The sequence below is a fragment of the Actinoplanes aureus genome (assembly GCF_015704865.1).
GTDB lineage: Bacteria > Actinomycetota > Actinomycetes > Mycobacteriales > Micromonosporaceae > Actinoplanes > Actinoplanes aureus.
The window spans coordinates 1-25,482 of record NZ_JADQTO010000007.1 but is presented as its reverse complement, the minus strand read 5'-3'; the positions used below and the strand labels follow the sequence as shown (position 1 = coordinate 25,482).

Annotated in this window: 20 protein-coding genes; 12 read left to right on the top strand and 8 right to left on the bottom strand. The window is 69.9% G+C overall.

Annotated features, from left to right (window positions below; translation table 11 throughout):
* Positions 1-122: 122 nt before the first annotated feature.
* From I4J89_RS16215 to I4J89_RS16205, 3 genes are read left to right on the top strand one after another with little or no spacing between them, the layout of a single operon-like run.
* Entirely contained in the window at positions 123-764 is a 642-nt protein-coding gene (locus tag I4J89_RS16215) for a GOLPH3/VPS74 family protein (RefSeq protein ID WP_196414814.1), read from the top strand.
* A 35-nt stretch (positions 765-799) separates the two neighbouring features.
* On the top strand, positions 800-2,362 hold the full coding sequence (locus I4J89_RS16210; protein WP_230859044.1) for an APC family permease: 1,563 nt from the start codon (positions 800-802) through the stop codon (positions 2,360-2,362).
* A gap of 24 nt (positions 2,363-2,386) precedes the next feature.
* Complete coding sequence (locus I4J89_RS16205; RefSeq protein WP_196414812.1) at positions 2,387-3,001, top strand: GNAT family N-acetyltransferase; 615 nt, start codon at positions 2,387-2,389, stop codon at positions 2,999-3,001.
* Positions 3,002-3,020: 19 nt separating this feature from the next.
* Here the strand turns inward: I4J89_RS16205 and I4J89_RS16200 are convergent, their stop codons facing one another.
* Positions 3,021-3,575, bottom strand: coding sequence for a hypothetical protein (locus I4J89_RS16200; RefSeq protein ID WP_196414811.1), 555 nt, complete (start codon positions 3,573-3,575; stop codon positions 3,021-3,023).
* Between the two features lie 578 nt (positions 3,576-4,153).
* Between I4J89_RS16200 and I4J89_RS16195 the strand changes: the two genes are divergently transcribed.
* A complete protein-coding gene (locus I4J89_RS16195) occupies positions 4,154-5,848 on the top strand; it encodes a cellulase family glycosylhydrolase (RefSeq protein WP_196414810.1) in 1,695 nt (564 codons plus the stop codon).
* Positions 5,849-5,981: 133 nt separating this feature from the next.
* On the opposite strand, the gene I4J89_RS16190 is transcribed toward I4J89_RS16195, so the two are convergent.
* From I4J89_RS16190 to I4J89_RS16180, 3 genes are all read right to left on the bottom strand, one after another.
* Complete coding sequence (locus I4J89_RS16190; RefSeq protein WP_309238347.1) at positions 5,982-6,614, bottom strand: LysE family translocator; 633 nt, start codon at positions 6,612-6,614, stop codon at positions 5,982-5,984.
* A gap of 83 nt (positions 6,615-6,697) precedes the next feature.
* Positions 6,698-9,532, bottom strand: a complete 2,835-nt coding sequence (locus I4J89_RS16185) for a glycoside hydrolase family 3 C-terminal domain-containing protein (RefSeq protein ID WP_309238346.1) — start codon at positions 9,530-9,532, stop codon at positions 6,698-6,700.
* Between the two features lie 190 nt (positions 9,533-9,722).
* The gene (locus tag I4J89_RS16180) at positions 9,723-10,892 is read right to left on the bottom strand and encodes an ROK family protein (RefSeq protein WP_309238345.1); all 1,170 of its coding nucleotides are present in this window, start codon (positions 10,890-10,892) and stop codon (positions 9,723-9,725) included.
* A gap of 172 nt (positions 10,893-11,064) precedes the next feature.
* Between I4J89_RS16180 and I4J89_RS16175 the strand changes: the two genes are divergently transcribed.
* The 3 genes from I4J89_RS16175 to I4J89_RS16165 are packed head-to-tail and all read left to right on the top strand — an operon-like array spanning position 11,065 to position 14,650.
* Entirely contained in the window at positions 11,065-12,723 is a 1,659-nt protein-coding gene (locus tag I4J89_RS16175) for an extracellular solute-binding protein (protein WP_196414807.1), read from the top strand.
* A complete protein-coding gene (locus tag I4J89_RS16170) occupies positions 12,720-13,718 on the top strand; it encodes an ABC transporter permease (protein WP_196414806.1) in 999 nt (332 codons plus the stop codon). Before I4J89_RS16175 ends, I4J89_RS16170 begins: the two co-directional genes overlap by 4 nt.
* A complete protein-coding gene (locus I4J89_RS16165) occupies positions 13,715-14,650 on the top strand; it encodes a carbohydrate ABC transporter permease (protein ID WP_196414805.1) in 936 nt (311 codons plus the stop codon). Before I4J89_RS16170 ends, I4J89_RS16165 begins: the two co-directional genes overlap by 4 nt.
* Positions 14,651-14,799: 149 nt before the next feature.
* Here the strand turns inward: I4J89_RS16165 and I4J89_RS16160 are convergent, their stop codons facing one another.
* The gene (locus I4J89_RS16160) at positions 14,800-16,914 is read right to left on the bottom strand and encodes a glycosyl hydrolase family 95 catalytic domain-containing protein (RefSeq protein WP_196414804.1); all 2,115 of its coding nucleotides are present in this window, start codon (positions 16,912-16,914) and stop codon (positions 14,800-14,802) included.
* A 45-nt stretch (positions 16,915-16,959) separates the two neighbouring features.
* Here I4J89_RS16160 and I4J89_RS16155 point away from each other — a divergent pair, with 45 nt between their 5' ends.
* A complete protein-coding gene (locus tag I4J89_RS16155; RefSeq protein WP_196414803.1) occupies positions 16,960-18,945 on the top strand; it encodes a beta-galactosidase in 1,986 nt (661 codons plus the stop codon).
* Here I4J89_RS16155 and ftrA read toward each other — a convergent pair.
* Positions 18,937-19,908, bottom strand: a complete 972-nt coding sequence (gene ftrA / locus I4J89_RS16150; RefSeq protein ID WP_196414802.1) for a transcriptional regulator FtrA — start codon at positions 19,906-19,908, stop codon at positions 18,937-18,939. The two genes, I4J89_RS16155 and ftrA, sit on opposite strands and share 9 nt — an antisense overlap.
* A 70-nt stretch (positions 19,909-19,978) precedes the next feature.
* On the opposite strand from ftrA, the gene I4J89_RS16145 reads away from it, so the two are divergent.
* Complete coding sequence (locus tag I4J89_RS16145; RefSeq protein WP_196414801.1) at positions 19,979-20,410, top strand: rhodanese-like domain-containing protein; 432 nt, start codon at positions 19,979-19,981, stop codon at positions 20,408-20,410.
* Here the strand turns inward: I4J89_RS16145 and I4J89_RS16140 are convergent.
* The gene (locus tag I4J89_RS16140; RefSeq protein WP_196414800.1) at positions 20,407-21,648 is read right to left on the bottom strand and encodes a D-arabinono-1,4-lactone oxidase; all 1,242 of its coding nucleotides are present in this window, start codon (positions 21,646-21,648) and stop codon (positions 20,407-20,409) included. The genes I4J89_RS16145 and I4J89_RS16140 overlap by 4 nt on opposite strands.
* Positions 21,649-22,034: 386 nt before the next feature.
* Here I4J89_RS16140 and I4J89_RS16135 point away from each other — a divergent pair, with 386 nt between their 5' ends.
* Together I4J89_RS16135 and I4J89_RS16130 are read left to right on the top strand one after the other, a co-directional pair.
* The gene (locus I4J89_RS16135) at positions 22,035-22,991 is read left to right on the top strand and encodes an MHYT domain-containing protein (RefSeq protein WP_196414799.1); all 957 of its coding nucleotides are present in this window, start codon (positions 22,035-22,037) and stop codon (positions 22,989-22,991) included.
* A gap of 160 nt (positions 22,992-23,151) precedes the next feature.
* Positions 23,152-24,138: a 3-oxoacyl-ACP synthase III family protein gene (locus I4J89_RS16130; protein ID WP_196414798.1), complete on the top strand. Its 987-nt coding sequence runs from the start codon at positions 23,152-23,154 to the stop codon at positions 24,136-24,138.
* A gap of 50 nt (positions 24,139-24,188) precedes the next feature.
* On the opposite strand, the gene I4J89_RS16125 is transcribed toward I4J89_RS16130, so the two are convergent.
* The gene (locus tag I4J89_RS16125) at positions 24,189-24,539 is read right to left on the bottom strand and encodes a PRC-barrel domain-containing protein (protein WP_196414797.1); all 351 of its coding nucleotides are present in this window, start codon (positions 24,537-24,539) and stop codon (positions 24,189-24,191) included.
* A gap of 221 nt (positions 24,540-24,760) precedes the next feature.
* Here I4J89_RS16125 and I4J89_RS16120 point away from each other — a divergent pair, with 221 nt between their 5' ends.
* A complete protein-coding gene (locus I4J89_RS16120) occupies positions 24,761-25,453 on the top strand; it encodes a hypothetical protein (RefSeq protein ID WP_196414796.1) in 693 nt (230 codons plus the stop codon).
* Positions 25,454-25,482: the final 29 nt, after the last annotated feature.

Sequence of the window (25,482 nt, the reverse complement as noted above, 5' to 3'; positions counted from 1 at the left end):
GTCTAGTACTTCTTGTATTGACCTTGCTGTTGGGTACATGATGCTGCGGACATCGAGTTCTGTCTTGTTTCCAACATTTGGAAAAATGATCATTGAACTGGCGTCTAAGGGGCGTGGGCGGAGTGTTGGCTGACCAGTACTACCTGATCGCACACGAGGACCGCACCGGTCGGTCCCGGCTACATCCCCGTGCGACCGGCCTGGGCCTGGCCGCCGCGCTATTGGCCGAACTAGTCCTCGAAGGCCGTATCGGCGTCACCGACGGCGATCTTTTCGTTCTCGATCGACACCCCACCAGAGATGCGTTGGAACACGACATCCTGGATCTGTTGATCGCACAGCCCCAACACCGTGACGTGCGTACCTGGCTGGCCTTTCTCTCGCAGGACGCGGCCTTGCGCGTGGGAGAGCGGTTGATGCGCCTCGGCGCTGTCGAGCCGGTCACCCGCCGCCGGATGCTGGGCACCACGCACACCCTTTACATGCCGAACAGCGCGCAGCAGCGCAACGCCGCCGCCTGGGCATCGACCCGCCTCGCCAACCTGCTGATCCGTGGCATGGAGCTGAGCGTCACCGACCGGGTGCTGGTCAGCCTGGTCTCCGCCACCGGACTCACCCGCCACGTGCTGTACGGCTTCGAGATGTACCCGCAGGCCTTCCAGTACCTGCCGAACGCCGCCGCCTCGTTGCCAAGCGATCTGCGCGAGATCGTCGACTACACCGAAGCCTCGATCGGCTCGGTGCTGACCGCCGGCCGCCGATGACCTCCGTCGGGCGCCACCATCTCCACCAGCACAACATGGACCAGTGGGCCGGGCGGCTGTTGGTGGACCGCAAGCGACCCAGCGAGCCGGACATCATCACCCGGGCGCTGGCCAGCAACCGCATGGGTGTCGCCTCCGTGGTGTTCTTCGGAGTCGCGGGCGCCGCCCCACTGACCGTCATCATCGGTTCGATCTCGGCCATCTACGCGATCCAGGGCAGCACCGCGGTCCCGGTCGCCTATCTGGTCGTGGCCGGCATCCTGTCGCTGTTCACCGTCGGCTTCGTCGCGATGAGCCGGCACATCGTCAACTCGGGGGCCTTCTACTCGTACATCAGTCACGGTCTCGGCCGGGTGGTCGGCGTCGGCGCGGCGTTCGTGGCTCTCCCCGCGTACTCGCTGATGCAGATCGGTCTCTTCGGCCTGTTCGGGGTGGTCGCCTCCGGGATTCTCGCCGAGTTCGGCCTGCAGGCGTCGTGGTACGCGTGCGCCCTGGTGGCCTGGGCACTGGTCACCGTGCTCGGTGTGCTCTGGGTCGACCTGAGCGGGCGGGTCCTGGCCGTCCTCCTGGTCGCCGAGATCAGCATTGTGCTGATCTACGACCTGGTCATGGTCTCGAACCCGGCGGGCGGCTCGATCAGCTTCGCCACGTTGTCCCCGGCGCCGATGCTCACCCCGGTGGTGGGCACGCTCCTGGTGCTCGCCATCGCGGGATTCGTCGGTTTCGAGGCCACCGTCGTCCTCTCCGAGGAGGCTCGCGACCCCAAGCGCACCATCGCCCGTGCGACCCACCTCGCGGTGCTGCTCGCCGGCGTGCTGTGCGGCATCTCGGCCTGGGCGATGTCGGTGACCACCGGGCCGGACCAGATTCTCGCGGTCGCCGCCGAGCATCAGACCGATCTGGTCTTCACCCTGGTCGGTCCGCACCTGCCGGCCGTGCTCGTCGACGTCGGCTACGTCCTCTTCATGACGAGCGTGTTCGCGGCGCTGCTCGCCTTCCACGCCGCGGTGGCGCGGTACCAGTTCGCGCTCGGCCGGGAAGGGGTGCTTCCGTCGGCCTGGGGTTACACGCATCCGCGTACCGGTGCGCCGTTGCTCGGTTCGATCACGCAGAGCGTGCTGGCCCTGGCTGTGATCAGCGCGTACGCCGCGGCGGGGGCGGAGCCGCTGCTCTACCTCTTCGCCTGGCTGACGACCATCGGTGGTCTCGGCGTGCTGATCCTGATGTGGTCGGCGTCCGCCTCGGTGATCGCCTTCTTCCAGCACCATCGCCGCGGTGAGAACGTCTGGCGGGCCTATGTCGCACCGTTCCTGGCGTTCCTGCTGCTGTCCATCGTGCTGGCCGCCACGATCATCGGATTCGGTGATCTGTTGCAGGTGCCGGCCGGCTCACCGTTCCGCTGGCTGTTCCCGGTGGCCTACCTCGGCGTGGCGGCGATCGGGTTCGTCTGGGCGCTGGTCATGCGTGCCGTTCGCCCGGAGGTGTACGCGGCGATCGGGCGTGGCGCCGACGTACGGGTGATCGCGCCGGCCGAGAGCGAGTTCCCAGATGTGCTACCCCCGGCGGCACCGGTGGGATCGCGCGGCTATCACTACTGAAGTCTTGACCGAGAAAGGAAACCGATGACGTACGCCATCCAGGAACTGGTCATCCGGGATGTCACCCCGGTCGACACCGACGAGATAACCGATCTCGTCGCCGAGGCGATGCGTGATGGTCCGGTCGCCCGGTGGCTACATGCCGATCCTGATGTACGCCGCCGGGAAGCACCCCACTACTTCGCGATCTTCGTCGATCACGCCACGCGGTACGGCGAGGTCTACGCCACCGCTGACGGCGAGAGCGGTCGCCTGACCGGTGTCGCCCTGTGGTTCCCGTTCACGTCGCTGATTCCGCCGCCGGTCGACTATGAGCGCCGGCTGAAGGAGGCCGCCGGGGACGCATTCGATCGGGCCTGTCAGCTGGACGCCGCGATCGAAGCGCACCACCCGTTCGAGCCGCACCACTACTTGGCGTTCCTTGCCGTGCATCCGAGGAGCCAGAACCGTGGCATCGGGAGCGCTCTGCTCGACCGTCATCACGCCCGGCTCGACCACGCCGGCCTCCCGGCTTACCTGGAGGCCAACGATCCCCGTAACCGTGACCTGTACCTGCGGCACGGTTATCAGATCCGCTCCGTGATCGAGCTACCCGACGGGCCTCCGCTCTGGACGATGTGGAGGTCGCCTATGGCATGAGACGAGAATGCGTCCCGTCCTATGCGGCGGAGGGAAACTCGTACAGCCAGAACGACTGCTGGTCGATGCGGTTGAAGCGCATGTTGTTGTTGCACAGCCGGCCGACCATGAGCCGGAAGATGCGGGACATGTGTCGCACCTCGTCGTTGTAGGTGCAGATGTCCAGACCGACCAGGCCGTTCTGGGTGGCCGCCACCAGGTACATCTGCTCGACCATTTGCGCGAACGCCTCCCGGCCCTGGGCATGGGGGCTGACCGCGACGAACACGATGTACCAGATTCTCCCGGCCGCGTAGTGCTCCGGGTAATGCCGCTCGAAGTACTGCGGCGCGATCAATGGGATGGCATCGAGGTTGTTGGTGTAGCAGGCGATGCCGGAGAGACTGCCGTCCTCTTCCAAGGCGAGGTACTTGTCGATCCGGGTGTCGTGCATGACCTCGTCGAACTCGGAGCGGTACATGAGGTGCCGCTGCGCGGCGAGGGTGTTCAACTCCTCGAACGCTTCCTGGTAGAGGTTCCAGGCGGCCTCGTGCAACTGTCCGTCGGTGATCTGGTCGATGACTTTGACAAGCATGAGCTGCCTCCCCGCGGGCCCCGTGCAGAGCTGCCCGCTTCATCGCACTGATGTAGATCGATGACAGGTGACCATCACTGTACGAAGCGCAATAGCTCCACGACAATCCGTGGCGAAGAAATTAACGTGCCAATTCCAGTTAGGAGGGATGCCGTTCGCAAGATTCGCATGCAACTTGCAAAGTTGCAGGTAGAAGCGGCACCATACCCGCCGATACCGCCGGCGGTAATTCGAGATGGAGGGCCTGAATCGGTTTCGGAAAGAGTGCAGTATTCCGTGAGTCAGCCTTTCTGTGGAATGCACCGAGTACTGGCCTTCGTGTGTTGAACATCGTGCGCGTTGCCGCGGCGGTTCACCTTCGACGGCACGGCGGGTCCCTGGTGTGCGGTCAGATGGGCACGGGTCGTCCCGGCGAGGAGCGCATCCCCCGCTCGCCCGGGCGGCCCGTCGCCGTGTCCGGCGACAGCAGCGTCCATCGATTGACATAGTTTGACCTCCAAACATAATCTGCCGAGATCAGAGCGGGAGCGCTCCCAAGTTCCGTACTCCCGCATCCGCGCGTCCTCGTCAGGAGCGTCATGTCGCGTTCACTCGGCAGGTGGCGGGGCGTCGGCCTCGTCCTCGCCTTGATCACCGGAATCGGCCTCACCGCCGGCGGAGCCCAGGCCGCCCCCGCGCGCGAGCCGGTACGCACCCCCGCCCAGGCGGTGGCCGCCATGCAGCCCGGCTGGAATCTGGGCAACACCTTCGACTCGACCGGGGCCGACGAGACGTCGTGGGGTAACCCGCGCGTCACCCCGGAACTGCTGGACGGCATCCGTGCCCAGGGCTTCAAGAGCATCCGCATCCCGGTCACCTGGGGACAGCACCAGGGGCCGGCGCCCGACTACACCATCGACCCGGCGTATCTGGAGCGGGTCAAGGAGGTCGTGGGCTGGGCCCTCGACGACGGCTTCTACGTGATGCTCAACATCCATCACGACTCGTGGCAGTGGATCAACAGCATGCCCAGCGACCACGACACCGTGCTGGCCCGCTACAACGCGATCTGGACCCAGGTCGCCGCGGCCTTCCGCGACGCGTCGCCGCGGCTGGTCCTGGAGAGCGTCAACGAGCCGCAGTTCAACGGTGGTGACGCTGCCGCGCTCCTGGCCGAGCTGAACACGTCCTTCCACCGGATCGTGCGCGGCACCGGCGGCGGCAACGCCACGCGCCTGCTCGTGTTGCCCACCCTGCACACCTCGTCCGACCAGGTCCACCTGGACAACCTCACCGCGACGTTCACCGCATTGAACGACCCGAACCTGATCGCGACCGTGCACTTCTACGGGTACTGGCCATTCAGCGTCAACGTGGCCGGCGGCTACCGGTTCGACGCCACCGCGCAGCAGGACCTGCTCGACATGTTCACGCGGACCCACACGTCCTTCGTCGCGAAGGGCATCCCGGTGGTCATCGGTGAGTACGGCCTGCTCGGCTTCGACCGGCACACCGGCACCATCGAACAGGGTGAGAAGCTCAAGTTCTTCGAGCTCTTCGGGGCGCAGGCGCGGGCTCGCAACGTCGCCACCATGCTGTGGGACAACGGCCAGCACTTCGACCGTACCGCCGGGGTCTGGCGCGACCCGGAGCTGTTCGCCCAGATCAGCTCCAGCTGGCGGACCCGCTCCGGCACCGCCGCCAGCGACCTGGTCTTCGTCCGGCGCTCCGCGCCGGTGACCGCGCAGACCATCACGCTGAACCTGAACACCACCGGCTTCACCCACGTCCGGCTCGGCAACGTCACGCTGCGGCGTGGCCCCGACTACACGGTCTCCGGCGATCAGCTCACGCTCACCGCCGGGTTGCTCTCGCGACTGACGAAGACCGCGGGGTACGGCGTACGCGCGTCGCTGTCACTCCGGTTCTCCCGGGGCGTCCCGTGGCGGCTCGACGTGGTCAGTTACGACACCCCGGTGGTCACCGCCGCCACCGGGACGACCGCGTCGTTCGCCGTGCCGACCGCCTTCAACGGTGACCGTCTCGCCACCATGACGGCCACCTACGCGGACGGCGGCAACGCCGGCCCGCACGGCTGGACGCCGTACAAGGAGTTCGACCGGGCGTTCGCCCCGGACTACGCCGCGGGCACCATCAAGCTGACGCCCGAGTTCTTCGCCGAGGTCACCGATGGGGCCCCGGTCACGCTGAAGTTCTACTTCTGGAGTGGCGAGATCGTGACCTACCAGGTCACCCGCTCCGGCACCGAGGTGACCGGCACGCTCGCCGGCTGACCACGCGATGCCGGCGGCCACTCCGGCCGCCGGCATCGCATCGCTCAGCGCGACGGCAAAGCCGTGCCGGGCCGGGGTGCAAACGCGACAGCCGGCCGGCGGGATCCGGGCCAGATGGTCCGGAGAGGGGGTGTCAGGCGGTGGAGGCCGCCAGGCGGATGCCTAGAGCGATCATCACGGCGCCGGTGAGTGCGTCCAGCGACCGGCGCACCGCCGGCCGGGCCAGGAGCCGCCGTAGGGCCGCGACGAGGTTGGCCACCACGGTGAACCAGGCGACCGTGACGGCCACCGCGACCAGCGAAAACAGGAGAACGTCAGCGGTCGCCCCGTCCATCGGGACGAACTGCGGCAGCACGGCGATGAAGAAGACGCCGGCCTTGGGATTGAGCACATTGCACAGCAGCCCGTCGCGGAACGAGACCCAGGCCCGCGCCTCGGCTCGCGGCCGGCCGTCCGGGTCGAGGCCGCCGCCACCGCGCCGCGCGGCGAGCAGGGCGCTGACGCCGAGCCAGAGAAGGTATGCGGCGCCGGCCATCTTCACCACCGTGAAGGCCACCGCGGAGGCGGCGAGCAGCGCGGCCACCCCCATCGCCGCGGCGACCGACCAGACGAACACGCCGGTCGCGATCCCGGCGGCCGCGAGCATCCCGTGCCCCCGGCCGGCCACCACCGACCGCCGCACCACCACGGCGAAGTCCGGCCCGGGCGACGCCGCCGCCAAGCCGATCACACCCGCGAACGCCAATGCCTGCCCGACCGTCGTCACATCGCCTCCCGTAGGTCCGACAGCCACTCTGCCACGGCACACCGACATTTCCGCGGCCCCGGCGTGCGACATACATGGGCTGGTCAGGGCAGGAACGAGAGCTCGGCGACCGTTATGCCGGCCTGGGCGTACTGGACGAACAGGTCGTGGGTGCCGGTGACCGGCGGAATCGCGGCGACGACCTCGGTCAGTGCTTCCCGGCCGGAGACGACCGGGACCGGCAGGACGGCCAGCACTGGGCCGGCGAGCGGGTCGTCCAGCCGCAGGGTGACCGAACCACCCGCAGCACCGGCCGCGACGGCGGCCCGCACCTGGGCGTGGCCGCCGTTGAAGTCGACCTCGTCGAAGACCGCCCAGGCGTCGGGGGAGACGCTGCGCAGTGCCTCGCCGGGCTCGTCCGTGGCCGGGACGGGAGTCGTCGCGTCGTACCCGTCGTTGTCGATCAATCGCAGGCCGGTGCGCGGGGAGCGTGGTGGGATGACTTCGCCGCGCACGCGCAGCGTCGCGATGAGCGCCCAGTCGGTGCTGGACCGGCCCACCGCGATGGTGTGGCCGGCGTCCTCGATCACCCAGCGGGACCGGGTGACGTCCCAGAAGGCGAGGTCGGCGACGGACAGCCGCATCATCACCGTGGTGCGCTCGCCGGGTGCCAGCCGGATCCGCCGGAAGCCGCGCAGCCGGCGAATCGGCTGCTTGACACGGGAGCGCTGCTGCCGGGTGTAGAGCTGCACCACCTCGTCGCCGGTGCGGTCGCCGGTGTTGAGCACGTCGACGGTGACCGTCACCCGGTCCGCGGGGCCGGCGCGTCCGGTGCTCAGGCGCAGGTTCTCGTAGCGGAACGTGGTGTAGCTCAGGCCGTGCCCGAACGGGAAGAGCGGGGTGCCGCGGTAGTAGAGGTAGGTGGAGTCGGTGGCGATGATGTCGTAGTCGAGCAGGTCGGGAAGGTCGGCGGCGCTCGTGTACCAGGTCTGGGTGAGCCGGCCGGCCGGCTCGTCGCCGAACAGGACGTCGGCGAGGGCGTCGCCGTGCTCCTGGCCGCCGTGCGAGGACCAGAGCAGCGCGGGCAGATTCTCCCGGGCCCAGCCGACCGCGTACGGATAGCTGCTAGTCAACACCAGCACAGTACGCGGATTGGCGGCCGCCACCGCCCGCATGAGGTCGTCCTGTGTCCCGGGCAGGGCGAGGTCACGCCGATCCTCGGTCTCCCGGCCGGCCACCAGCGGGTGGTTGCCGAGGGCGAGCAGCACCACGTCCGCCTCGGCGGCCACGGCGGCGGCCGCGGCCACCCCGTCGATCAGCAGGTCCACAGTGAACACGGTCCCGTCGCCGGGGCCCGGTGCCGAGGTGCGGACCAGCCCGTCCGCGTCCACGGCGAGGTACTGCCCGCTCTGCACGTGCCGCAGCACCACCCCGTCGTCCGCGGGCTCGAACTGGAACGTCTCGCGGACCTCCCAGCCGTTCGGTCCGGGGCGGTCGCAGACCAGCTCGTGCGGCCGCGGGCCGAGGCCGTCGGCGCCCAGAAAGAGCCGGGTGGAGACCACCCGCAGCGAGAACGTCTCCTGGCCCCAGTCGATCACGTCGAAGAGGGCTTCCTCGGGTACGCCGTCGTTCTCGCGTACGCGCAAGGGTTGTGAAGGGTCGGCGATGAGCAAGCCGGAAGCGCAGCGCAAGGCGATGCGGTCCAGGCCCTCGTGGTGCAGCACCGAGCCGGCGCCGAGCCGCCGCGCGACACCGTCGCGCAGGGTCTTGCGGTACGGCGGCGTCCCGCTGTACCAGTCGTCGAAGATCGCGTCGGCGAGCGGGCCGATCACCGCGACCCGGCCGGCCCGGGCCGGATCGAGGGGGAGGATGCCGTCGTTGCTGAGCAGCACCACCGAGGCGCGGGCGGCCTCCCGGGCCAGCGCGCGGTGCTCGGCGCAGTCGATCACCGCGGGCCCGATGTCCCGGTACGGGTCGTCCTCCGGGTTGAACTCGCCCAGCCGGATCCGCACCGCGAGGATGTGCCGCACCGCTTCGTCCACATCCGATTCGCTTAGCAGGCCGGTCGCGGCCGCGGTGGTGAGGCGCTCGATGGTGGCGTCGCGGTCCTCGGTGAGGCAGTCGATGCCGGCCCGGATCGCGGCGGCGAACCCGGCCACGTGGTCGTCGTGCCAGTGCTGGTCGCCCGCGATGTTGTGCACCGCCCAGGCGTCACCGACGACCATGACGTCGTCCTCGGTCCACGACCGCAACGTCTCGTTGATCAGCGGGCTGAGGTGCGCGGGACAGCCGTTGACCAGGTTGTACGACGCCATCACGGCGACCGCGGCACCCTCGGCGAGCGCGGCCTGGAAGGCGGGCAGCTCGTACTCGTGCAGCACCCGGGGCGGCAGGTTGCTCGAGGTGAGGCAGCGGTCGGTCTCGTTGTTGTAGCCCAGGAAGTGCTTGAGGGTGGGCGCGGTACGCAGCCAGAACGGGTGATCGCCGCGCAGCCCGCCCGCGTACGCGGTACTGAGCACCCCGGTCAGCCAGGGGTCCTCGGCGTAGCCCTCCTCGTTGCGCCCCCACCGGGGATCACGCAGCAGGTTGACCACCGGTGCCCAGACGTTGAGTCCCACGTTCTCCGGGTCACGGTGATGCATGGCACGTACTTCGCTGCCCACGGCCGTGCCGACACGGCGCAGCAGGTCCGGGTCCCAGGTGCTGGCGAGGCCGACCGCCTGGGGGAAAGCGGTGGCGGTGCCGAGCCAGGCGACGCCGTGCAGGGCCTCGGTGCCGGTACGGAAGCCGGCGATGCCGAGCCGCGGTACCGGCGCCTGATGCTGGTGGAGCAGGGCGATCTTCTCCGCCAGGCTGAGCCGGCCCAGAAGGTCGGAGACCCGCGTGGCGAGCTTCTGCTGCGGGTCGCGAAAGACGATGCGAGTGGGGGAATCGATCACAACGTATTCCTTCGGGCCGAGCACTTGTCGAAGCGCTTCGACAATGGGGCGAGCGAGTGGGTTACGTGAATGTTTCGGTCGGAGTTCCCTGAGGCTCGCACCCCGTCCCGAGTTGGTCAAGGCGCGCGAGCCATGTTTGGCCATCGATTGTTACGGCGCCGGGCGGCCCCCGGGTAAGCGCTTACCCGGGTCAGGCGTGCGCCAGGCGGGAAAGGTCGCCGGTGTCCACCCGGTCCAGATGCGTGACCGCGCCGCCGAGCGCCGCGGCGTGCAGCCCGAGCCGGGACGCGATCAGGCGGGCCCCGCCGGCCTCGGGCGCCAGCGTGTGCCGCGCCAGCTCGGTCTCGGCCGCCGGGATGAGCCACTCGGCGAGGGCGGCGTAGTGGTCGCCGAGCACGATCAGCTCGGGGTTCACCAGGTTCGCCAGCAGGGCGAGTCCCTGGCCGAGGTGGCAGCCGGTGTCGCGCAGCGCCTGCAGGGTCGCGGCGTCACCGGCCCGGGCCTGCACCGCTACCTGCTCGACCGCCGGGCTCAGATCGCCGAGCGACTCCGGGTCGAAGTCGGGCAGGGCGCGGCGGACCAGCGGTTCGACGCCGGCCAGGTCCTGCAGCGTCGGCGCGCCGGCCGGGCCCAGGGTGAACCGTCCGATCTGGCCGGTGAAGCCGTGCGCGCCCGCCAGCGGGCGGCCGTCCACGACCAGGCCCGCCTCGACGCCGGCGGCTCCGGTCACGTACGTGAGGTTCGCGCCGCCCGGGTGGCCGCCGTGCCGTTGCTCGGCGACCGCCGCGAGCACCGCGTGGTTCGCCACCGCCACGGTCAGGCCGGACTGCCGCAGCGAACCGGAGAGTAGGCCGCGCAGGTCGAGGTCGGCCCAGCCGAGCGGCGGGGAGAGGCGCACCGTGCCGCCGTCGGCGACCAGGCCGGGAACGGCGACGGTCAGGCCGAGGACGTGCCGGCCCTGCTGGCGGACCCGGGAGGCGGCGCGCTGGGCGAGCGCGGTGATCGCGGTGCCCGCGCGGTCCGCCCGGACAGCTCGGTGCCACAGCAGCAGTTGCTCGCCGGCGAAGTCGACGGCGAGCGCGGTGAGGCGGTCAGCGGCGACCTGGAGGCCGATCGCCGCGTACGCCGAGCCGTCGAGTGCCAGCTCGGTCGCCGGCCGCCCGATCCGGTTGCCGGTCAAGCCCGTCTCGCGGAGCAGCCGCTGTCCGATGAGGTCGCTGGTCAGGCTGGAGACGGTGGCTTTGTTGAGCCCGGTCGACGCGGCGATCGCGGCACGTGAGCTCGGGCCGTTGGCACGCAGATGACGCAGCACCACAGCGAGGTTGGTGGCGCGCACGTCGGTGAAGTCGGCCGTCTTCACATCATCATCTTGCCGCATCACAGCGGTTCGTCGTCTCCCTGATCCGGTGCAGCGCAGATGGGTGCGCTCCCAAATGCTTCTTGTCGGGGTTCACCGCGTCGGTTAGCTTGTGCTCGATGTACTTAGTTTAGACGCTAGCCAAACTAAACCGATAACGGAAGGGCGGTGCGCCGTGCGCGCGTCGACGAACAGGCGGAACTTCCTGGGGCTGGTCGGCCTCGGTGCGGCCTCACTCGCGAGCGGCGGAGTGCTGGCCGGTTGCAGCAAGGACCCGAGCGCGAAGGGTTCGGCGACCACCGCCGAGCAGGCCGCCGGTGTGGTCCCCAACTTCAAGGACTCCACCCTGGTGTCGCCGGACGTCAAGGGCATCCGGCCGATGGCGGACGGCTACGTCAAGTACCCGACGTCGCTCGCCGACGCCGTCACCGAGAAGGCCGTGAGCAGCGGCAAGCCGGTCACCGCGAGCACGCCGTGGTGGGGTCCGGCGCCGCCCACCGACAACAAGCTGGTCCAGGCGGTGGGCACCGACATGGGTGCCGTGATCAACTTCAGCATCCAGGACGGCAACACCTACGGCCAGAAGCTCAACACCATGCTCGGCGCCCGGGACGTGCCCGAGCTGACCTGCATCCCGGGCTGGGAGGTCGACAAGCTGGCCCGGTTCTCCGAGGGTGTGCACGCCCTCTTCGAGGATCTGACGCCGTACCTGGCCGGGGACAAGGTCAACGCGTACCCGCTGCTCGCCGGCCTGGACACCAAGGCCTGGCAGGAGTCGGTATGGGGCGGCAAGCTGATGGCCGTTCCGTTCCCCACCGACGCGCCCTACCCGTCGGTGCTGTTCTACCGCAAGGACGTCGCCGACGAGCGTGGCATCGCGGCGCCGACCACGCTGGACGAGCTGTACGAGTTCGGCAAGAAGTTCACCAACCCCGCCAAGGGTGAGTGGGCCTTCGGCGACATCTGGCTGGAGGTGCAGCAGATCTGCGGCGCCGGCGGCTCGGAGAACGGCTGGATGAAGGCGGCCGACGGCAAGGTCGTGCACCGCATGGAGACGCCGGAGTACAAGCGGGCCGTCGAGTTCATGGCCAAGCTCTACGCCGAGAAGCTGATCCACCCCGACGTAGCGGGCAGCAAGGGCGGCGACACCGGCGCCCTGTTCAAGGGCGGCAAGATCTTCATGTACGGCACCGGCGGCGGCTCCTGGAAGGAGACCTGGCGTCCGGCCGTCCAGATCAACCCCAAGTTCAACATGCAGGCCGTCAAGGTCTTCGGCGCGGACAAGGGCCAGGCGCCGGTCCGCTGGCAGACCCGTTCGGCGATCCTCTGGACCTTCATCAAGAAGGGCGTCGGCCAGGAGCGGGTCCAGGAGCTGCTGCGCGTCCTCAACTACACCGCGGCGCCGTTCGGCACCAAGGAGTACGAGCTGCAGAACTTCGGCGTCGAGGGCACCCACTTCAAGCGGGACGCCAGCGGCGCGCCGGTCACCAACGACCTGTGGGTCAAGGAGTTCGCGAACCAGTTCATCTTCCTCGGCGGCCGTCCGCCGGTCGTCGTCGGTGGCCCGGACATCCCCACCTACGCCGAGGACTTCGTGAACTGGGGCAACGACGCCGCGAAGTACCTGGAGAAGAACCCCTGGGAGGGCATCAAGGTGGAGACGCCGACCCAGCAGGCGGCCCTCGCGCAGCCCACCGAGGACAAGATCACCGACATCATGCGCGGCCGGACCCCGGTCAGCGACCTGGAGAAGGTCGTCTCGGAGTGGCGGGCCGCCGGCGGAGACGCCGGCCGTGACTTCTACGCCAAGGTCCTGGCTGACAACGGGCGATGAGCGCCCCACCGATCGTCGCGGAGAAGAGGACCGCGGCGAAGAAGGCCACGGCGGTTCCGCGGCAGCAGCTGTCCTTCGGGCAGCGGCTGCGGCGGGACTGGCCGCTGCTCCTGATGTGCGTCCCGGCGATGCTGTTGCTGCTGGTCTTCCACTACATCCCGGCGCTCGGCAACGTCATCGCCTTCCAGGACTACAACCCGTTCGTCGGGGACAATCCGCTCGAAGCGTTCCTCTACAGCGAGTGGATCGGGTTCGGCAACTTCGAGTATCTGTTCGAGAATCCGGCGTTCTGGGACTCGGTGCTCACCACCCTCTCGATCACCGCTTTCCAGCTGGTGTTCTACTTCCCGATTCCGATCCTGCTGGCGATCCTGCTGAACAGCATCATGTCGCCACGCGTCCGATCACTGGTGCAGAGCGTCGTCTACCTGCCGCACTTCTTCAGCTGGGTGCTGGTGGTCTCGCTGTTCCAGATGATGCTCGGCGGCGCCGGCCTGATCGCGCAGACCGCGCGGGAGGCCGGGTACACCGCGCCGGACATCATGACGAACCCGGACACGTTCATGTTCCTGATCACCTCGCAGGCGGTCTGGAAGGACGCCGGCTGGGGCATGATCGTCTTCCTGGCGGCGCTGGCGGCCATCGACCCCGCGCTGTATGAGGCGTCCGCCGCGGACGGCGCCGGCCGATGGCGGCGGATGTGGCACATCACCCTGCCCGGCCTGCGGTCGGTCATCGTGCTGCTGCTGATCCTGCGCCTGGGCGACGCGCTCAACGTCGGGTTCGAGCAGTTCGTGCTGCAACGGGAGATGGTCGGCCGGGAGGCGGCCGAGGTGCTCGACACCTACGTCTACTACCAGGGCATCGCGGTCCAGCAGTGGGGTGTCGGCGCGGCCGCCGGCCTGTTCAAGGCGGTGGTCGGCATCCTCCTGATCGTGGGTGCCAACAAGCTGGCGCACCGGTTCGGCGAGCAAGGGATCTATTCGAAGTCATGAGCGCAGAAACCGTGGTCCGGCCCCGCCGCAAGACGCTCCGCCCGCCGTGGGAGGAGCAGCCCAGCCTGCTCGGCCAGTTCGGTAAGGGCACGATCATCACGGTCGTGCTGGCGGTCGTGCTCGTGCCGCTCTGGGTGGTCGTGGTCACCAGCCTCTCGTCCGAGAAGACGATCAACGAGGCCGGTGGCTACGTCTTCCTCCCGCGCGAACTCGACCCCCGTGCGTACGTGGTGATCTTCTCGGGTGGGCAGGTCACCGACGCGATCCTGGTCAGCACCGTGGTCACGATCGCCGGAACCGCCCTCAGCCTGATCGTGACGGTCCTCGCCGCCTACGGCCTGTCCCGGCCCGGCACCCTCGGGCACAAGCCGATCCTGTTCTACTTCCTGCTCACGTTCCTGATCTACCCCGGCATGATCCCGAGCTATCTGGTGGTCACCGGCCTGGGCCTGAAGGACAACCTGCTCGCGCTGATCCTGCCGACCGCGATCAGCGCGTTCAACCTGGTGGTGCTGCGGGCGTTCTTCATGAGCATCCCCGGCGAGCTCTATGACAGCGCCCGCATGGACGGCGCCGGTGAGCTGCGCATCCTCACCCGGATCGTGCTGCCGCTCTCCAAGGCGGTGACCGCGGTGGTCGGCCTGTTCTACGCGGTCGGGTACTGGAACGCGTTCTTCAACGCGATCCTCTACATCGACCGCAACGACCTCCAGCCGGTCCAGCGGGTGCTCCAGCAGTTCATCCTGGCCGGGCAGTCGCCGGCCACGTCGGGGGCGGCGGTCGCCATCCCGGGCCTCGGCTCGTCGGTTCCGCCCAGCCTGGCGATCAAGATGGCCGTCGTGGTGGTGACCATCGTGCCCGCGCTGATCATCTACCCGTTCGTCCAGCGCCACTTCACCAAGGGCGTGATCATTGGCGCGGTCAAGGGCTGAACCATGCTGCCGGTCCCGGCCTCACCTGGCCGGGCCGGCATCCTTTTCGGTACGCGCGGACCCGTCCCGCCGGAGCCGCCACGTCCCCGCCTGCCCGGCGCGCGCCGAGTGCCGCGCGAGGCCCCAGCGCGACCGCCGGGAAAGGGTCCCTACACGGTCGACGGCCGCCCAGCGGTCAGGGGGAGCGTCGTCGTGCCGCGCGGATGAGTCACCTCGACCGTGCGATCGACCGGGGAGACGAGCGTGGCCTCGAAGTCCCCGGGGGACCAGGACAGGTCGACGGTGACCGGCCCACGGGCCACCAGGCCGCGGACCCGGCCGGACGGCCACGCCGAGGGCAGGGCGGGAAGCAGGCGGAGCCGGGCGACACCGTCGGCATCGAGGTCGCGACTCTGCAACAGCATCGCCACGACCAGCGCCGGGAGACCACCGGCCAGGTCCACGTTGAACATGTGGTCCCGGTTGTGGGTGGGCACCAGGTTGGGCCGCCAGTAGGCGCCGGCGATCCGGTCCAGCGCCGCGTACGCCTCCGCGGCCAGCCCCAGATGTGCCGCCGCCACGCCGAGCAGCGCCAGCCCGTACCCCATCTCGTCGGACTCCTCGCTCAGCCACCACCGTAGGCGCGACCGCACGGCCCGCACCGCCGCGGCACGCAGTGCCGGATCCGTTTCGAAAGCCGGGTCACCGGCGTAGAAGAACGGGTAGAGGTGGCTGGCGTGCCGGTGCTCATGGTTGTCCGGGAAGCGCGGGTCGATCCACTCGGCCAGCTCACCGGCGTCGTTGATCCGGTACGGCGGCAGCGCGTCCAGCAACGCCCGCCAGCGCGGCGCGTCGGCGTCGCGGGGTGCAAGCGTCAGCAGGGCGCGCAGCATGTCCCCGACCGCCTGCACGTCCAGAGCGGCGTCGACGGTGGCCTGGTCACGGCATCCGCCCGGATCGTTCTCGGGGGAGTAGGACGGGCTGAACCGCGCGCGACCGCCCGCGATCTCGGCGAAGCCCAGGTGGAACTCGGCGACCTCGCGCAGGTAGGGCAGGGCACGCGAGTCCAGGAAGGACCGATCGCCGGTGTGCTGCCAGTGGTCGACGTAGAGGCGGCCGAGCCAGGCGGCGCCCGCGGTCCAGAAGGTCAGGCACCAGATCGGGCCGAAATGGTTCTGCCTGCCGTGGGTACCGAGGTGCGCGGGCACGTAGAGGCCGGGTAGGCCGTACAGGCGGCGCGCGTTCTCCCGGAAGTCGTCGCGGAGGGCGTCGAGCAGGTCGAACAGCGGCGGCATCAGCTCGGGCGTACCGGTCGGGTGCACCGCGAGCAGTGCAGCCTGGAGGTTGCCGTCGATGGTCCAGCCGCTGCGCCAGGGCGGCGCAAAGGTGCCGCTCCAGACGCCCTGGAGGGTGGGCGGCCGGGTGCCGGTGCTGCTGATGATCGCGTACCGGCCGGCGTCGAAGAGGGTCTGCTCGCGCCGGCCGCCGAGGTCCAGGATGACCCGTTCGAAGAGGTCGCGATGCTCGGCGGCGTGCTCCTCGAGGAGCTCCTGGAAACCGCCGGACGGCAGCTCGGCCAGGGCCGATGCGGGCGGGCGCAGGCCGGGTGCGGTGCGGGCCACGATCAGGACCGATTTCCCGGTACGCCGTACGCGCACCGCCACGGTCCAGCCGTCCAGCGCACCCGCCCAGAGCGGGCCGGTGAACCGTCCGGTGAGGACCAGATCGTCACCGAGCCGGTCGACGGAGAACCCGATCGGTCGTTCCGGGGTGCCGTCGATCGGCCCGATCCGGACCGTCCCACCGGTGCCGGTGATCCGCACCACCAGCGCGTCCGCCGTCCGGGAGACGAAGGCGTCGCAGGTCACGCCGGACCACTGCTGGCGGACGACGCCGGTGGCGAAGTCGGTGCCGCGCAGGTAGCCGTCGCCGGGGGAGTCCGGCGTGAAGGTGAGGGTGGCGGCTGCGATCAGCGGGTCTATCCAGCGCGTTTCGGCGTACCCCGGATGCTCTTGAACGGCGAGGTCGCAGACGGCTCGCGCCGCGTCGCCGAAGCGGTCGGCGGCGAGAAGCTCGCGCAGACGCGGCAGGGCCGCGGCGGTGGCCGGGGCCGGCAGCGGCTCGGTGACCGGCTGGAAGAGGTCCTCGTGGGCCAGGGTGAACCGCAGCGCGCGGGGTGAGCCGTAGCAGAGCGCGCCTTGGCGGCCGTTGCCGGTGATCAGCGCGCGTTCCCAGTCCTCGGTGCTCTCGGCGTCACGGAAGGACAGATTGACTTGGCTCTGCACGGCTCATACTTTGTTTAGAGGTCAAACTAAAGTCAAGGCGGTGGGATGCTCTTCTTCGGCGGCGACTACAACCCGGAGCAGTGGCCGGAGGAGGTCTGGGAGGACGACGTCAGGCTGATGCGGCAGGCCGGCGTCACCATCGCCACGGTCGGCGTCTTCGCCTGGTCGAACCTCGAACCCGAGGAGGGCCGGTACGAGTTCGGCTGGCTCGACCGGGTGCTGGACCGGCTGCACGACGGCGGCATCCAGGTCGCGCTCGCCACCCCGACCGCCTCACCGCCGCCCTGGTTCACCCTCGCTCACCCGGACGCCATGCCGGTCGGTGCCAACGGGGTGCGGCTCACCCACGGCAGCCGGGACACCTACTGCGTCTCCGCTCCGGCCTATCGAGCCGCGGCCCGCAACATCGCCGTCAAGCTGGCCGAACGCTATGCGCGGCACCCGGCGCTGGCGATGTGGCACGTGCACAACGAGTACGGGACCGACTGCCGGTGCGACTTCACCGCCGCGTCGTTCCGGAGCTGGCTGCAGAAGAGACACGGCGATCTGGACACCCTGAACGAGGCCTGGACCACGGCGTTCTGGAGCCAGCGCTACTCGGACTGGGCGCAGATCATGCCGCCGCGCGCGACGCAGTACCTGCCGAACCCGGCACACGTGCTGGACTTTCGCCGGTTCCTCTCGGACGAGCTGCTCGGTGCCTACGTCGAGCAGCGCGACCTGCTGCGCGCCGCCGGCCCGGACGTGCCGGTCACCACGAACTTCGTGCAGGGCGGCTGGGTGAGCGTGGATCACGCGCGCTGGGCCGCCGAGGTCGATGTGGTGGCGGTCGATCATTACCCGTCCTCGGCGGACGGCGGCGCGGAGGAGGAGACCGCGTTCGCCGGGGACCTGGCGCGCGGCTGGGGCGGCGGGTCGTGGTTGCTGATGGAGACCGCGCCGAACCTGATCTACACGCGGGGGCGGATGCACGCCAAGGAGCCGGGGCGGCTCACCCGGCACAGTCTCGGCTACGTGGCCCGGGGCTCCGGCGGGGCGATGTACTTCCAGTGGCGGCAGCCGCGCGGCGGGGCGGAGCTGTTCCACTCGGCGCTGGTCCCGCACGCGGGGCCGGACAGCCCGGTCTTCCGCGAGGCGGTGGGCCTCGGGCGTACGCTCAAAGCCCTCTCGCCGCACGTCGCCGAGGCTCCGCCGCCGGCCGCCAAGATCGCGATCACCTGGGACGCGCCGTCCTGGTGGGCGTTGCAGGGCGGCGGGCTGCCGGCCTCGGACATCGACTATCTGGCCGCGGTCCAGCAGGCTCACCGCGCGCTGTTCCGGGCCAAGCTGCCGACCGATTTCGTCTTTCCGGGCAGCGCAACCGACTTCTCCGCCTACCGCGTGATCGTAGTGCCGCATCTCTACCTGGTCTCGGACGAGACGGCCGTGGCGTTCCGCGACTTCGTCGCGAGCGGTGGGCACCTCGTGGTGGGTTACCTGAGCGGGATCGCGGATCCGGCTGGCCGCATCCGGCTGGGTGGTTACCCGGGAGCTTTCCGCGAGGTTCTCGGGGTGCGGGTGGTCGAGTGGCATCCGCAGCCGCCGGGTGTCGAGGTGCTTCTGGACGGCAGCTTTTCCTCCGCGATCGACGGTCGGGAGTTGGCTGGGCGGTGGAGTGAGCGGGTGGAGACGGCCGGCGCCGAAACGCTGGCCCGGTACTCGGCCGGGGTGCTGGCGGGCGCCCCGGCCGTCACCCGTAACCGCTACGGCGCCGGCACCGCCTGGTACGTCTCCACCGGCCTGACCGACGACGGCCTGGGCCGGTTGCTGAGCCGGGTGGCGGACGAGGCCGGGGTGCCGCCGGTACTGCCCGGCCTGCCGGCGCCGGTGGAGGCGGTGCGGCGCGGAGACCTGCTCTTCCTCTTCAACCACGGGATCGCCGCGGCCACCGTGACGCTGCCCGCTCCCGGTGTCAACGCGGTGACCGGCCGCGAACTGGACGGCGTGGCGACGGTGCAGGGCGGTGGCGTGGTGACGGTCCGCCTACGCTGAGACCTGGAACGCCCGGCGGTACGCCGACGGCGACGTCTTCATCGCCTGGCCGAAGTGATGCCGGTAGGTGACCGCGGTCTCGAAACCGACCGCGGTCGCGATCGCCTCGATCGGCGCCCGGGTGGACTCCAGCAGCGCCAGGCTCGCCTGCACCCGCCGATCGATCAGCCAGCGGATCGGCGTCGTCCCGGTCGCCCGGGCGAAGTGCCGCAGATAGGTACGCGTGGACATGTGCGCCCGCCGGGCCAGCGCGTCCACAGTGATCGGTTCGCCGAGGTTGGCCAGCGCCCACTCCATGCTGCCGGCCACCCGGGCGTCCTCCGGATCGGCCGCGACCGGCGCCTCGACGAACTGCGCCTGCCCGCCCTCCCGGTGCGGCTGCACGACCAGCCGGCGGGCCACCGCGTTGGCGACGCTCGGGCCGTGGTCGCGGCGCACCACGTGCAGGCAGAGGTCCAGGCCGGCGGCGCTGCCGGCGCTGGTCAGCACGGTGCCGTCGTCGATGTAGAGCACGTCCGCGTCGACCTCGACGGCCGGATGGCGGCGGCGCAGGGCATCCGCGTACCGCCAGTGGGTGGTGGCCCGGCGGCCGTCCAGCAGACCGGCGCCGGCCAGCGCGAACGCACCCGAGCAGATGGACATGATGCGGGCGCCGCGAGCGTGGGCCTGCCGCAGGGCGGCGACCAGCTCCGGCGAGGTGTCGGCGTCGACGTCCGGCACGCCCGGGACGATCAACGTGTCGGCGGCGGCGAACGTGTCCAGGCCGTGCTCGGTGTGCAGGGTCGCGCCGCCGACCACGCGGACCGGGCCGGGCGTCTCGGCGCAGATGGTCAACTCGTACCACCGGCCGAACTCGGGACGGGGCAGACCGAACACCTCGGTGACGATGCCCATCTCGAAGACCGACATCCCCTCGAAGGCCAGCACCGACACGGCCGGCCCGCGGCGTCCGATCGTCAGCATGGCGAAATCTTAGCGGTCGGTGTCCTGCACGCCACTTGGCCGGTATCCGTCCGGTCGGCACGATCGGGGCATGACTTCTTCCGCTGTCGCCTTCTTCGCCGCCCGCCTGGAGTTCGAGACCGACGTGAGCGACGTGCACGCCGACCTGGAGGCCGGCCGGTCCGGCGTGGTGGTCGTCGACTCCCGCAGCGCCGAGGCGTGGCACCAGGGCCACCTCCCGCACGCCGTCCACCTGCCCACCCGGGAGATCGCCGCCCGCGCGGCCGAGGTCATCCCGCCCGGCAGCCAGGTCGTCACCTACTGCTGGGGCCCGGGCTGCAACGGCGCGACCCGGGCGGCGCTGGAGTTCGCCAAGCTCGGATATCCGGTCCAGGAGATGATCGGCGGGTACGAGTACTGGGTGCGCGAGGGCTTCCCGATCCGCGACGACCAGGGGGTCAGCAGCCGCCCGGTGGACGACCTGACCGCCCCGGTCACCGCCGGTGCCGCCTGCGGCTGCTAACCGAGCAGGTTCTCCAGCCACTCGTTGCGGAACGTGCCGGACGGGTCGAAGCGCTGGACCAGCTCGGCGAAGTCGCCGAAGCGGGGGTACGCCTCGCGCAGCGCGGCCGGATCCGTCGTGAAGATCTTGCCCCAGTGCGGGCGGGCGTTCAGCGGTGCCAGGGCCTCGTCGAGCTCGGCGACCACTGGCAGCACCGCCTCGGTGTCGGCGATCCAGGTGAAGTGCAGGGCCAGGCTGTCGCGCTGGTAGTTCGGGCTCAGCCAGAGGTCGTCCGCGGCGATCGTACGGATCTCGCAGACCTGGAGCACGGCGGCGACCCGCTCGCGGAGCGCGCCCACCGCCTCGATCGCGGCCCGGCCCTGCTCGCGCGGCACATGCCACTCGGACTGGAGCTCCTCCCCGCTGCTCGGGGTGAACTCCATCCGGAAGTGCGGTAGCCGGGCGTGCCAGGGACCGGGCACGCCGCCCTGCTCGGTGCAGTTGACGGTGGGCATGCCCGGCACCGGATGGCGGGGGCCGTCGGCGGGGCGCGCGCCGAACCAGTCGCCGGCCGGCATCGGGTCGTGGCGCTTCAACCAGACCATGTCGACGCCGGGGCCGGTCCAGCCGGTGAAGAGGCTGACGCTGTATCCGTCGGCGAGGATGTCGTCGAGGTGATCGCGGACGGCGGAGCCGGGCAGGTCGTCGTAGACGTACTGACGCAACTCGAAGGCCGGCACCACGTCCAGGGTGAGGGCGGTGACCACGCCCAGCGCGCCGAGCCCGACCACGGCACCCGGGAAGTCCGCGTCGCCCCGGGTCAGGGTGACCAGCTCGCCGTCGGCGCGGACCACCTCGAGGCCGGAGACCGCGGTGGCCAGGTTGCCGTTGCGCTCGCCGGAACCGTGGGTGGCCGTGGCGACCGCACCGACCACCGAGATGTGTGGCAGCGAGGCCAGGTTGTGCACCGCCAGGCCCTCGGTCGCCAGCCGGGCGGCCAGCTCGCCGTAGCGGATGCCGCCGTCGACGCGGGCCGAGGTGCGATCCGGTCCGATCTCGACGGTGCGCGGCAGATCGGCGAGGGAGAGCAGGTCGCCGTCGGTGTCGGCGAGCCGGTTGAACGAGTGGCCGCTGCCGAGCACACGGAGCCGGCCGGCCGCGGCGACGATCTCCTGCACCTCGCCGGCCGAGCGCGGGCGATGCAACCGCTCCGCCCCGAAGACGATGTTGCCGGCCCAGTTCGTCAGTCGTTCCCGCATTGCTCTCCCAGGTCGCCGAAGCATTCGCGTCCTACCCTACGACCGGTCAGCGGGCCGGTCCGGGGCATTTCGGACGTGCAGGGCGGGTCGAGCTACCGACCGGCGGTGCAACGCCTGCCGTAACCCAAAGTTATATTAGTCGCCGCGAGTATCTTTTCTAGTCGATTTGTCACCGTCTGCTCACTCAGCATCCAATCAAGCCTGCTATGTGCCCAAACGTGGCGACTGGGTGGCCCTCCCGGGACATAAAATCGGCCGACGATCCAAATCGAGATCAGCTGCACGTTCTCTCGTAACGAAAGCTGCGTCACAATCAGTCACGGCCATGGCGGTGGTGCGGGCAGGATGCAGCCCGGCGGAATCGCGAGCGAGAGGAAAAGCGCGAAATGGCGGAGATCCATCACTTTGACTACGGATGGGTTACCCCGGCGGTCAGCTACGTTCTGTCGGTCCTCGGTTCCCTCCTCGGTCTCACCTCCGCGGTCCGGCTGCGCTCCGCCAAGTCCGGCGGCGAGCGGACCTGGTGGCTGATCCTGGCGGCCATCGCGATCGGGGCGACCGGCATCTGGAGCATGCACTTCGTCGCCATGATGGGCTTCAAGGTCGAGGGCACGCCGATCCGGTACAACGTCGGCCTCACCGTGGCCAGCGCGGTGATCGCGTTCGTGGCCGTCGGCGTCGGCCTGGCCATCGCGCTGCTCGGCAGCGCCGCCCCACGCACCCGCATCCTGATCGGCGGCACGCTGGCCGGCCTCGGTGTGGCGGCGATGCACTACACCGGCATGGCGGCGATGGAGTTGCACGGCGAGATCCACTACGCCGGCCGTGAGGTCGCGCTCTCCATCGCGATCGCCGTCGTCGCGGCGTGCGTCGCGCTCTGGCTGACCCTGGTCGTTCGCAAGCCGATCATCATCTTCGTCTCGGCGCTGGTCATGGGCGTCGCGGTCAACGGCATGCACTTCACCGGCATGTTCGCCATGTCCGTGCTGTCCGAGCCCTCGTTCGGATCGGTCAACGGCGCGACCGCCAGCGGCCTGCTCGTCCCGATCGGCGGCGCTGTGCTCTTCGCCATCATCGGCATGGTCTACTCGCTCGCCGCGGCGCCGACCGAGGAGGACCGGGTGGCCGCGGCCTACCTCGCGCAGCGCCTGGACTCGCGGCCCGCGCCGGCCGCCGGTACGCAGCCCGGTCAGCTGTGGGGTCAGCGTCCGCAGGGCCAGCAGCCCGGTCAGCAGGGCCAGTACCAGGGACAACAGCCGGGCCAGCAGCAGGCTCCGGGTCAGGGCCCGGGTCGCTCGACCCTCGGTGGTTCCTGGACGTATCGGGACCGTTCCTCACAGTAGACGAAAGCCGGAGATCCGACCGAGGCTCGCCTACCGGACTGTCCGGCTTTTATCAGCCGAACCGGCAGTGGATCGATCCGCATGTCGTTGCCCTCGATCGATAAAGTTCGGGTGGCGAAAAACGTGAAAGTTGAACGTCCGAGCACAACGGGGGAGACGCGTGGCGGTCGGCATTCTCGGGACGGGTTCCTACCTCCCGGCGCGGGTCGTGAGCAATGTGGACCTGCTGGAACTGGTGCCGGACGCGGATCCGGAGTGGGTGTCGCGCAAGACGCTGATCGAGCAGCGGCGGTTCGCGGCACCGCACGAGGCGGCGTCCGACCTGGCCGCGAACGCGGCGCGGGCGGCGATGGAGCGGGCCGGCGTCACGGCGGCGGAGATCGACTACATCATCGTCTCCACCTCGACCGGTGACTCGCCCCAGCCGCCCACGTCCAACCTCGTGCAGCACGTCATCGGAGCGACCCGGGCCGCCTGCTTCGACGTCAACGCGGTGTGCGCCGGCTTCGTCTTCGCGCTCAACGTGGCGAACGGTCTGGTCGCCACGAACCCGGGCGCGCTGGTCCTGGTGATCGCCTCGGACATCTACTCGCGGATCCTCGACTTCGGCGACCGGCGTACGGCCGTGCTCTTCGGCGACGGTGCCGGTGCCGCGGTGGTCGGTGCGGTGCCCGAGGGCTACGGGATCATCGACATGGAGCTGGCGTCCCGGGGCGAGGCCAGCGACCTGATCTACGTGAAGGGTGGCGGCAGCCGCCTGCCGGCCTCCCCGGAGACGGTCGCCGACGGCGACCACTACTTCCGGATGAACGGCCGGGGCGTCCGCGACTTCGTCGCCACGGCGGTCCCGCCGGCGCTGGACTCGCTGCTGCGCCGGGCCGACCTGAAGGCCGAGGACGTCGATCACTTCGTCCCGCACCAGGCCAACGGCATCATGCTCCAGGAGCTGGTGGAAGCGGCCGGCTTCCAGAACGCGCACACCCATCTGACCCTGCCGTGGTACGGCAACGTCGGCAGCGCGTCTCTCCCGGTCACCCTGGACGACGCGGCCCGGAACGGCTCGCTCCGCGACGGCGAGCTGGTGCTGCTGGCCGGTTTCGGCGGCGGCATGTCCCTCGGCGCGTGCCTGCTCCGCTGGGGCTGCTGAGCCTCGCTGTTCTTGAACGAGCCCGGGCCTCGGCCCGGGCTCGTTTCGTTCTACTTGGGCTGGATCAGCCAGTCCCAGGCCCGCTTCAAGCCGGTGCTGCGACTCCCGGCCAGGCCGGCCGGTGAGTCCGCGCTCGGCGTCGCCAGCTTGTCGGCCGGCTCGCTGACGATCACGCCGTGCTCGAAGAGGCCGTCGACCTGATCGCCACCGGCGAACCGGTGCCCGTCACTCGTCTTGATCAGAAGGCCGTGGAACACGTCCTGCGGCTCGTCGGCCAGGACGTGCTCGATCGTGCCCACCGACTCGCCGGAGCGGTCGTACACGGGCGTGCCGTCCTTGACGACCAGATATGCCACCGGGGCGCCGAGGTCCTCCGGTGCGGTTTCCCTCTTCTGCGTCATGCCCGGTGGTTTACCCGGTTTCCCGCGGGTTCACTCGACCGGCCGGCGCGGGTCAACATCATCTTTTCGGTCGAGCCGTTCTAAACATTTTGTACAGAAAAGGGTTTTTGTCCCGAAACGCGCATGAAAACCTGACGATTCGCACCGAATTGTCCTACTGTCCGTTTTGTCGGAGGCGTCATCGCGACGACGAACACATCAGGCGACTGGAGGGATTCCCCATGCAGAAGAGTCGGCGAATCGGAGCGATCGTTGCCATGGCCACGGTGGCCGCGGGCATCGGGGCGGCTACCGCGGCCGCTCCTGCCGCGGCGGTCGTTCGCGGCCCCCAGCCGGTCTCCAACTGGCTCCAGCAGGTGCGGGCCAACACCAGCAGCTGGATCACCATCCACTGGCGTACCGACCGGCGCGTCTGCGACGTCGAGGTGCGTGTGCGCGGCGACCGGGTGAAGGTCGACTACCCGGGCTTCCGGCGCTCCACGTCGCTCTCCCGCGGCGACACGCTGCGGCCGGGACGCGGCGATTTCTCGAGGATTCGCGTTACCCCGTACGCGCAGCGCACCGGGGTGACGCGGCTGTGGGCGACCATCTCGTACGACGAGTGCGGCTGGCGGTCGCGCACCATGACGCGCACGGCGGTGCTTTCACTGCCGGTGCTGCGGAACACCTGGCCGGGTGGCAACGGCGGTCCGGGCGGTCCCGGACACGGTCACCCGGGCGGGCCCGGCCAGGGCGGTCCCGGCGGTCCGGGACAGGGCGGTCCGGGCACTCCGGGACAGCACAGCGGTCCGGGCGGGGGCCACAGCGGTCCCGGGCAGGGCGGTCCTGGCCACACCCACTCCGGTGGTGGCCAGGGCCTGCCCAGCGGTGCGGGCAACAATGCTGGTCCGGGCAACAATGACCAGTGGCCGTAATGCGGTCGGGTAGCTCATAAAACGACGCG